This window comes from Amycolatopsis sp. NPDC059657 (assembly GCF_042734395.1).
In the GTDB taxonomy this organism is placed as follows: Bacteria; Actinomycetota; Actinomycetes; order Mycobacteriales; family Pseudonocardiaceae; genus Amycolatopsis.
Window position 1 is genome coordinate 76757 of record NZ_JBHWEB010000032.1, and the last position, 8594, is coordinate 85350.

Annotated in this window: 9 protein-coding genes; 5 read left to right on the forward strand and 4 right to left on the reverse strand. The window is 68.5% G+C overall.

Features of this window, described 5'->3' with window-relative positions; all coding sequences use genetic code 11:
* Positions 1 to 22: 22 nt before the first annotated feature.
* The 3 genes from ACFV15_RS19370 to ACFV15_RS19380 are packed head-to-tail and all read right to left on the reverse strand — an operon-like array spanning position 23 to position 2423.
* Positions 23 to 739, reverse strand: a complete 717-nt coding sequence (locus ACFV15_RS19370; protein ID WP_378351854.1) for a helix-turn-helix domain-containing protein — start codon at positions 737 to 739, stop codon at positions 23 to 25.
* On the reverse strand, positions 736 to 1965 hold the full coding sequence (locus ACFV15_RS19375) for an MFS transporter (RefSeq protein WP_378351855.1): 1230 nt from the start codon (positions 1963 to 1965) through the stop codon (positions 736 to 738). Before ACFV15_RS19375 ends, ACFV15_RS19370 begins: the two co-directional genes overlap by 4 nt.
* The gene (locus tag ACFV15_RS19380) at positions 1962 to 2423 is read right to left on the reverse strand and encodes a MarR family transcriptional regulator (protein ID WP_378351856.1); all 462 of its coding nucleotides are present in this window, start codon (positions 2421 to 2423) and stop codon (positions 1962 to 1964) included. Before ACFV15_RS19380 ends, ACFV15_RS19375 begins: the two co-directional genes overlap by 4 nt.
* A 72-nt stretch (positions 2424 to 2495) precedes the next feature.
* Here ACFV15_RS19380 and ACFV15_RS19385 point away from each other — a divergent pair, with 72 nt between their 5' ends.
* Positions 2496 to 2951: a hypothetical protein gene (locus tag ACFV15_RS19385; RefSeq protein ID WP_378351857.1), complete on the forward strand. Its 456-nt coding sequence runs from the start codon at positions 2496 to 2498 to the stop codon at positions 2949 to 2951.
* Positions 2952 to 3058: 107 nt separating this feature from the next.
* Here the strand turns inward: ACFV15_RS19385 and ACFV15_RS19390 are convergent, their stop codons facing one another.
* Positions 3059 to 3880: an NAD(P)H-binding protein gene (locus tag ACFV15_RS19390; RefSeq protein ID WP_378351858.1), complete on the reverse strand. Its 822-nt coding sequence runs from the start codon at positions 3878 to 3880 to the stop codon at positions 3059 to 3061.
* 219 nt (positions 3881 to 4099) lie between these two features.
* Between ACFV15_RS19390 and ACFV15_RS19395 the strand changes: the two genes are divergently transcribed.
* Genes ACFV15_RS19395 through ACFV15_RS19410 form a run of 4 tightly spaced genes read left to right on the forward strand, consistent with a single transcriptional unit; the run spans position 4100 to position 8233 of the window.
* Complete coding sequence (locus tag ACFV15_RS19395; protein WP_378351865.1) at positions 4100 to 5857, forward strand: FAD-dependent monooxygenase; 1758 nt, start codon at positions 4100 to 4102, stop codon at positions 5855 to 5857.
* A gap of 28 nt (positions 5858 to 5885) precedes the next feature.
* Complete coding sequence (locus ACFV15_RS19400) at positions 5886 to 6287, forward strand: nuclear transport factor 2 family protein (RefSeq protein WP_378351859.1); 402 nt, start codon at positions 5886 to 5888, stop codon at positions 6285 to 6287.
* A gap of 17 nt (positions 6288 to 6304) precedes the next feature.
* Complete coding sequence (locus ACFV15_RS19405; protein WP_378351860.1) at positions 6305 to 7318, forward strand: methyltransferase; 1014 nt, start codon at positions 6305 to 6307, stop codon at positions 7316 to 7318.
* A 36-nt stretch (positions 7319 to 7354) separates the two neighbouring features.
* The gene (locus ACFV15_RS19410; RefSeq protein ID WP_378351861.1) at positions 7355 to 8233 is read left to right on the forward strand and encodes a class I SAM-dependent methyltransferase; all 879 of its coding nucleotides are present in this window, start codon (positions 7355 to 7357) and stop codon (positions 8231 to 8233) included.
* The last annotated feature ends 361 nt before the right edge of the window (positions 8234 to 8594 follow it).

The following is an 8594-nucleotide window of genomic DNA, read 5'->3' on the forward strand; positions in this document are numbered from 1 at the left end:
GTCGTGAGTGGTACGGCCGGTTCTAACCGGTCATACCACTCACGACCCCGGGGGTGAGGCCGGCGAGTTTGCGGAGTTCGCGGGTCAGGTGGGGCTGGTCGGCGTATCCGGCGGAGACGGCCACCTCGGCCGCGGGCCCGCCCGATTCGAGCAGGCGTAGCGCACGGCGGAGCCGGAGCACGCCTTCGAGCGTCTTCGGGCCGTAGCCGACGGCGGCCGTGACACGGCGGCGCAGCTGTCGCGGCGAGACGCCGAAGCGGTCGGCCAAAGTCGCCACGGGCAAGGCTTCGGGTGAGTTCAACGCCCGAGCGGCGGCCGTCGCGATCGGATCGAGGTCACCCGAGTCCGCCAGTCTGTCCACAAAGGTCTGTTCGAGCAGGCTTGCCGGATCGGATGAATCCGCCAGCCGAGCGGAAAGCGAGCGAACCGCCGAAGCGTCCCAAAGATCGGCAAGGTCGACTTCCTGGTCGCGCGCCTCGTCGAGCGGCACCCCACCGAACAGCAGCGAACCCGCGCCTGGCCGGAAGCGAACGCCCGTGATGGCCGAGCCGGGTGCCAGCGAGACCGTCCGCCAGGCCGTGTCCGGGCCCGCGACCTGGAGCGAGCCGTCCCACCAGAGCAGGTCGACGCAGCCGTCCGGCACCACGCGCTGGTCGAACGGGCTCGCGGCGCGCTGGGTCCACAAGCACTGGACGTGCCTGGTCAGCGGCCTCGCGGGGGCTCGTTCGGCGTAGCTCATCGCTCTTCGAGTTTAGCCTCGTAGCGGGAGAACGCCGGGAGCGTCAGCCGGATGACCAGTACGCCGAGCACCGTCGCGAGGCCGCCGGTCGCCGCGCTGACCGTGGCCGAGGTGAAGGCCGCGACCGCTCCGGCGCGGACGTTGCCGATTTCGGGGCCGCCCGCGCCGATCACGAAGTCGACCGCCGTCACCCGGCCACGCAGGTGGTCGGGCGTTTCGAGCTGGACGGCCGTGGCGCGGAAGATCACGCTGATCGTGTCGGCTGCGCCCGCGGTCGCCAGCAGGAGCACGCCGAGCCAGAGCGTGTCCGTCAGCGCGAAGCCCGCGATACCCGCGCCCCAGACCGTCACCGTCCACAGCATCGCGCGGCCCTGTTTGCGGACGCGGTGTGCCGGGCCGGAGAACGCCGAGCCGATGAAACCGCCGATCGCGAGCGACGCCATGAGCAGGCCGAGTGTCTGCGGGGCGCCGCCGAACTTCTCCGCGTTGATCGCGGGGAACAGCGCGATCGGCATGCCGAGGGTGGTCGCGCTGAGGTCGGCGAGGAACGCGCCCGCGAGCACCGGTGTGCGCCGGATGAACCGAAGGCCTTCCACGACCGCGGCGACGCCGGGCCTGGCGACACCTTCGCGTGGCGGCATCGGGTCGAGCCCGGTGAGTCCGTAGAACGCGCCGAGGAAACTGACGAAGTCGACGACGTAACACAGCTGCGGGCCGCCGATGCCGATCAGGATCCCGGCCAGCGCCGGCCCCGCGGACATGCTGGCGTGAAAGGAAAGCTGCTCCAAGGCCACCCCGGCGGACACCCGCTCGGGTGGCAGCAGACGCGAGAGAAAGGTGCGGCGTGCCGGTGCGCCGGCCGCGATCAGCACGGATTGCACGCCCGCCAGCAGGTACAGCAGCCAGAGCTGCCGGAAGTCGAAAAACGCCTGTACCGCGAACAAAGCGGCCACGATGGCGAACCCGGTTGTCGTGATCAGCACCAGCTTGCGGCGGTCGACGGCATCCGCGACCGAGCCGCCGAACAACCCGAGCGAGACCATCGAGACGGCCAGTATCAGGCCAAGCCCGGCGACGGCCACCGACGAGTGGGTGAGGTCGTAGACCTGTGCGATCACCGCGAGGTTGGTCATCTGGCTGCCGATGGACGACAACGCGGAACCCGCCCACAGCCTGCGGAAAGCCGGGAACTCGCGCAGCGGCCTGGCGTCGAAGAGCAGGCTCACCGCGCGGCGGCGTCGTGGATGCGCTGCAGCATCGGGCGCCGTTCGACCGCGGCCAGCACCTCGTCGAGCAGTGCGGTCAGCGGGAAGGACAGCTCGGCTTCGAGCTGCTCGGCGGCGGCCGTGGTCGCCGCCCACTCGGCGTCGAGCACGGGCAGCAGCTCGTGGGCCTTGGCGGTGAGGTGCACGATCCGCTGCCGCGCGTCCTCGCCGGGAGTGAACGTGATCAGCTCGTCCTTGGCCATCTGCGCGACCGTCTGACTGGCCGCGGAATGCGTCACCCCGACGGCTTTCGCCAGGTCGCGAATGGACAGCGGCCCCTGCTGGACCAGCGCGCGCACCACCGGCACATAGCGGGGGCGCATCCAGTCGAGACCGAGTTCGTCGTAGAACTTGGCGACGTCGCCGTCGAGGATCTCCAGCACATGGCGAAGGCGTGTTCCCAGCCCGGACGTAGTCACCCGGAAACCATAACAGCACTGTTGCATCCGCCGGCGGCCGTCGCTTCATCAGAGCGCCACTAGGCTTCCCGGATGCGTTCGCTGCTGCTCCTTCTCCTGCTCGCACTGTCCGCCTGTTCCAGCACGGCGGAAAACAAGCCGTCACCGCCACCGATCGTGGCGGCAGGCACTCCGGTCGAGCTGCGCGTGATGGTCGACTCCGGCGGGACGACATTCAAGGACAAGGCCGGTGCGGACTACCAGGTCGGCCCGGTGGCGCTGGTACTCGCCAGGTTCACCAAGATCGAGGCCGGGTTCGCCGAAGCCGGTGGGCATCACGTCCAGCTCGAACTGCCGAGCGACGACGCCGCCAAGTTCGCCAAGTTCACCGAGGAGAACGTCGGCAAGCGCATCGCGTTCGTCGTGAAGAACATGGTCGTGACCGCGCCGACGCTCCAGAGCGCGATCACCGGCGGCTCGATCGAGATCTCGGGCGGCTTCACCGCGGCGGACGCCGGCACGATCGCGGACACCATCAGGCGCGGCTGACTCAGCCTCGATCACGCGGCCGCCTCAGTTCTGCAGGCGAGGCCACTCCGCGCGCCGTCCGGCGAAAGGCTCGCCGGCGTGTACGTCATCGGCCCGTCCTCGTCGTCTTACCGGAATCGCTCCGCATTGGCCCGAACCCAGTCGGCGAAGGTGCGGGGTGGACGGCCGGTCACCTCCTCAACGGTCCAGAACACCGTTGCCTCGTCAAGCTTTCCGTCGGAGTAGAAGCTGAAGAACGCCTCGACGAACTCCTCGGGCATCTGGGTGAGCATCTCCGCGCGGGCCTCGTCGTCGGGCTGGGCCTCATATCGGATCCCGCGGCCAAGCACCTCGCCGAGGATGCGCACCCGGTCTCCCGGACGCAGCGCCTCCGAGCCGGTCACCGGGTACTCGCGGCCCTCGTGTTCCTCCGAGAGCAACGCTTTCGCGGCTACGGCGGCGATGTCGGCCGGGTCGATGACAGCGGACGGAACATCCGGCCATGGCGCGCGCACCACGCCTGCCTCGAGCTGCGGCAGCCACTGGAACGCGTTCGTCATGAACATACGGGGACGGATCATGGTCCACGCGAGCCCGGACGCACGCAGCGCGTCCTCCGTGTCGATCATGTAGCGGGCGACGGCGTTGGTTCGGTCACCGGTCTCGGCCGAGCCGCCGGACATCAGCACGACACGGCGCACCCCAGCCTTCCCCGCCTCAGCGAAGATCTCCGGTGCGTAGCCGCTGAGCAGGAACAACGCCTCCGCGCCAGCCAACGCGGGCGCCAGCGACGACGGGTCCGTCAGATCCCCGGCCGCCGCCTCGGCGCCGGCAGGCACCGTCGCCGTCGCCGGGTCCCTGGTCAGGGCCCTCACCTGCGCACCGGCGTCGATCAGCAGGCGGGCCACTTCACGGCCGACGTTTCCGGTCGCCCCAGCCACGACGATCATGCTCACTCCCCCAGTGTGTCGACGATTCCCCCTCACCGGCAGATTACGGGGGCGCGCACGGTGCAGTTGGGAGATTTCCCCGTCCACAGCCAAGTTCCGCCTGCCAGGGCTGTCCGGAGCCGATGCGCTCGTCTCCGCTCAGCCCGGCGCAGGGCGTTTAAGCCAGGCCTGAAATCGCTGTCCGGTCACCCGAGATCACGTACCGTCGCCGCTGTGGGGATGCGTATCGCGGTCATCGGGGGTGGCCCAGGGGGTTTGTACTTCGCCATCTTGGCGAAACGACACGATCCCGGCAGGCAGGTGACGGTCTGGGAACGCCACACCACCGGCGACCGCTTCGGTTTCGGGCTGGTGTTCTCGGACGAGACGCTCGACCGCATCGCCGACGCCGGTACCGGGATCGCGGCGTCGATGGCACGCGAATTCGTGCGCTGGTCCGAGATCCGGGTGCACTATCAGGACCGGGTGCAGAGCGCGGGTGGGCACCGGTTCGCCGGAATCGGCCGGATGGCGTTGCTGCGCATACTGCGCGAACAGTGTGCCGAACTCGGTGTCGAGCTCAAGCATGGCACGGACGCGCCACCGGTCGATGAACTCACCGACTCGTATGACCTGGTGGTGGCGGCGGACGGCGCGAACTCGGCGGCGCGTAGTGCTTACTCCAAAGTCTTCCGCCCCAGGCTGGACGTGAGCCGGTGCCGGTACATGTGGCTGGAGACCGACCGCGTGCTCGACGCGTTCACCTTCGCGTTCACGCAAACCGAGCACGGACCGGTTCACCTGCACGCGTACCCCTACAGCGGGGACCGCAGCACGGTGATCGTCGAGACGGACGAACGCATCTGGCGTGAGCTCGGTTTCGACCGCTACGCCGCGGAAGTCCGGCAGCCAGGCCAGTCCGACGAACACAGCGTCGCACTGTGCGAAGAGCTGTTCCGCGATTTCCTCGGCGGGCACCGGTTGCTGCCGAACAACTCGCAGTGGCAACGGTTTTCGACCGTGCGGACGGCGACCTGGCGTCATCGCAACCTCGTGCTGCTCGGCGACGCCGCGCACACGGTGCACTTCTCGATCGGGTCGGGCACCAAGCTGGCGATGGACGACGCGTTCGGGCTGGCAGACGCGCTGGACGGGACCCCGGAACTGGACACGGCGCTGGCCGCGTACGAAGCGGCGCGGCGACCGGTCGTCGAGTCCTTCCAGCGCGCCGCGCAGGCGAGCCTGGAGTGGTTCGAATCCGTCAGGTGGCGTGCCGGCCAGCCGCCGGAGCAGTTCGGCTTCACGCTGCTGACCCGCAGCGGCAGGCTGAGCAGGACGAAACTCCGCTCACGTGATCCCGGCTATGTGGCCGCGGTGGAGTCCTGGTTCGACCGTGGCGCCGGCGGGACCGGCGAGTCGCCGCCGGAGCCGGTCGAGCAGCCGTTTTCCTTGTGTGGCCGCAGGGTGCCGAACCGGCTGGTGGCGGACCTGCCGCAGACCGGCGAGCCTGCCGGGCTGTACCTGACCGAGCCGCTCAGCTTGAGCGAAGACGACCAGGCCGCGCGCTGGGCAGAGCGGATCACGGCGTTGCGGCAACGCGACGACGCCCTGTTCGGCGCGAGGCTGGCCGGATCGTGGGAAGCACCGGCCGTGCGGCGGGCCCACGAGGCGGGCTTCGACCTGGTCGAGATCCCTGTGCCGCAACGGAATGTGCTCGACACGGTCGCCGCGGCGCGCGCCCAGTGGCCGGACGACAAGCCGTTCGTGGTCCGGCTCGACCGGCACGGCAAGTCGGCCGAGGAATCGGTCGCGCTCGCCCACGCGCTGGCCAAGCAGGGTGTCGACGCGATCAACGTCAGCGGCGCGACGCCGCTGGGTGAGCGGATCCGCCTCGAAACCGGCATGCCCACCATCGTCTCCGGCGCCGCGTCCTGGGAGGAAGCCAACGCGCTCCTGCTCAGCGGCCGCGCCGACCTCGTGAGCCTCGGCTCACGCTGAACCCGAGTAAAAAGAGAAGGGAAACACTGTGGAAACCGCAGAAAAGACGCCGTTGTCGGTGGTGAACGAGTTCTTCGACGCGTTGGTGCGGGGCGACATCGCCGCCGTCCGCGCGACGCTCGCCGACGACGTCGTCTGGCACCAGCCAGGCGACCACCCGCTGGCGGGCTCGTTCCGGGGAGCCGACGTGGCGCTCGCCGCGATGGCCGAGTTCCCCGGCCGCAGTGGCGGTACCTTCAACGTCGACCACTTCGACCGGATGGCGACGAACGAGATGGTGGCGGTCACCTTCCACCTGACCGCCCAGCGCGAGGGCCGCGAGCCGCTGGACCTGCGCGGTGTCGACCTGATCAGGGTCTCTGGCGGCCTGATCGCCGAGGCGTGGGTGTTCTCGAACGACGTCGAAGCCGAAAACGCCTTCTGGCGCTGAGAAAAGGAAACTCACAGGTGAGCGAGTCAACCGGCCCGGAGCCGATCCTCGATCTGGCGTTCGGGTTCTGGGCGTCACAGGCACTGCTGAGCGCCGTCGAACTCGGCGTGTTCCGCGCGCTGTCCGGCGGGCCGCTCGGGTTCGCCGAACTCCAGGAGGCCACCGGCATCAAGCGAGGTGCCCGCGACCTGTTCGACGTGCTGGTCGCGTCGGACATGCTGGACCGCGGCGAGGACGGGCGCTACGCGCTGACCGGGCTGACTTCGCTCTACCTGGACGAAACCAAGCCGGACACCTATCTCGGTGGCCTGCTGGAGATGGCCAACCGGCGGCTGTACCCGTTCTGGGGACACCTGTCCGACGCACTGCGCACCGGAAAGCCGCAGAACGAAACCCGGCACGGCGGCGACTTCTTCCCCACGCTGTACGCCGATCCCGATCGGCTGCGCGGGTTCCTCCGGTCGATGACCGGGCGGAGCATGGGCGCGATCAGGGCGCTCGTGGACGCCTTCCCGTGGAAGGACTACCGCAGTGTCGCGGACATCGGCTGTGCGCAGGGCACCCTGCTCGCCCACCTGGTGAAGCGGCATCCGCACCTGACCGCGACGGGCTTCGACCTGCCCGCGGTGCGCGTGCCGTTCGAGGAGCACGCCAAGGAACTCGGCGTGCCGCTCGGCTTCGTGGGCGGCGATTTCCTGGCGGAGCCGTTGCCGCGCACCGAGGTGCTGGTCTTCGGGCACATCCTGCACGACTGGGATCTGGACCGGAAGCGGGAGCTCATCGCGAAGGCCTATGCCGCGCTGCCGTCCGGCGGAGCGATGATCGTCTATGAGGCGCTGATCGACGACGAACGCCGAACCCACGCCTACGGCATGTTGATGAGCCTGAACATGGCGGTCGAAACCGAGGGCGGTTTCGATTTCACCGGCGCCGACTGTGAGGGCTGGCTGCGCGACGCCGGTTTCGTCGACACCTACGTGCAGACGCTGACCGGGCACGAAGGCATGGTCGTCGGTTTCAAGCGCACCTAAGTATTTGATGACTCTATTTTTCTGATCGGAGTGGGCGTGACGCAGGCAGAAGACCACCTTGGCAGGCTGAGGGAACTCATCTCGAGCCCGGAAAGCCGCAATGGGAACTTCGAAGAAATGGTCTTGACTTTCTACGATCTTGTTTCCGACAAGTATCGCAGCGACTGGGGGCAGTCGAACCACCTGGCGCCCGTCAAAGACGGCCAGAGCATCGACGAGGCCATGCTGGAACTGGAACTGGCGCTCGCGAAACGTGGCGGATTCACCGCGGGTCAGTCATTGCTGGAAGTCGGCAGCGGCATCGGCGGCCCGGCCATGAACATCGCCGAGCACATCGGCGCCAACGTGACCGGATTGGACTTCAGCCCCAAGCGCGTCGAAGGGGCTCGGCAGCACGCCGAGCGGCGCGGACTGTCCGATCGGGTGAAGTTCGCCCAGGGTGACGCGCAGAAGCTCCCGTTCGACGACAACAGTTTCGACGGCGCCTACACCAGCGAAGCCGTGTGCCACGTGCCGGACAAGAGCGCCGTGCACCGGGAGGTCGCCAGGGTGCTGCGTCCCGGCGGCCGTTGGGTTGGCCACGATTGGCTGGCCGCGGATGGGCTGACCGCCGAGCAGCGCGAGGAACTCATCGAGCCGGTCGCCCGCACGCAGAGCCTGCACCACATGTCCACGCCCAGCGAACTCAAGGCGGACCTGGAGGCGGCCGGGTTCACCGACATCGTCGTGGGCAATCTCCCCGACGAGCAGGACTGGACCGGGCAGTGGGACTTCCTCGAGGCGAAGTCCCGCGAAGTGCAGGGCTTCAACGACCCGGTGTTCGACTTCCTCGGCGAGGGCGGCTTCGCCGTGTCGCGGGCCGCACGCGAAGGGGCTTTTCTGGTGGTCTACTTCGAGGCCACGCTGCCTGCGTGACGCGCTCGTGCGTTCCCGCCGGCGGTCGGTGGAGCGCACAAACGCCACTCATGCAACGCTGAGCGACACATACGCCCCGTTCATTCCCTGCGGCTCACCCCAAGAGCGACAAGGCGGGATAAAAAGTGCAGGCTGAGGTCCTTGGTGGACACTCGCGGGCACAACGGGTGAAGGTTGATCTTCGTGAAACCCGAGTTTGGGCTATTGAACTGCCTGAACTCGGGTTTCGCGTATCCACGAAGCCAACTCTGCCGAGCCCTCGAAGGCTGGTGTTGGGGTCGTGTGGGGTTGGTCGCGGTTGTAACCGGGGGCGCACACAAAAACCCCCCTAAAAGAGAACCGGTGGGGGGGCCCGCGCACC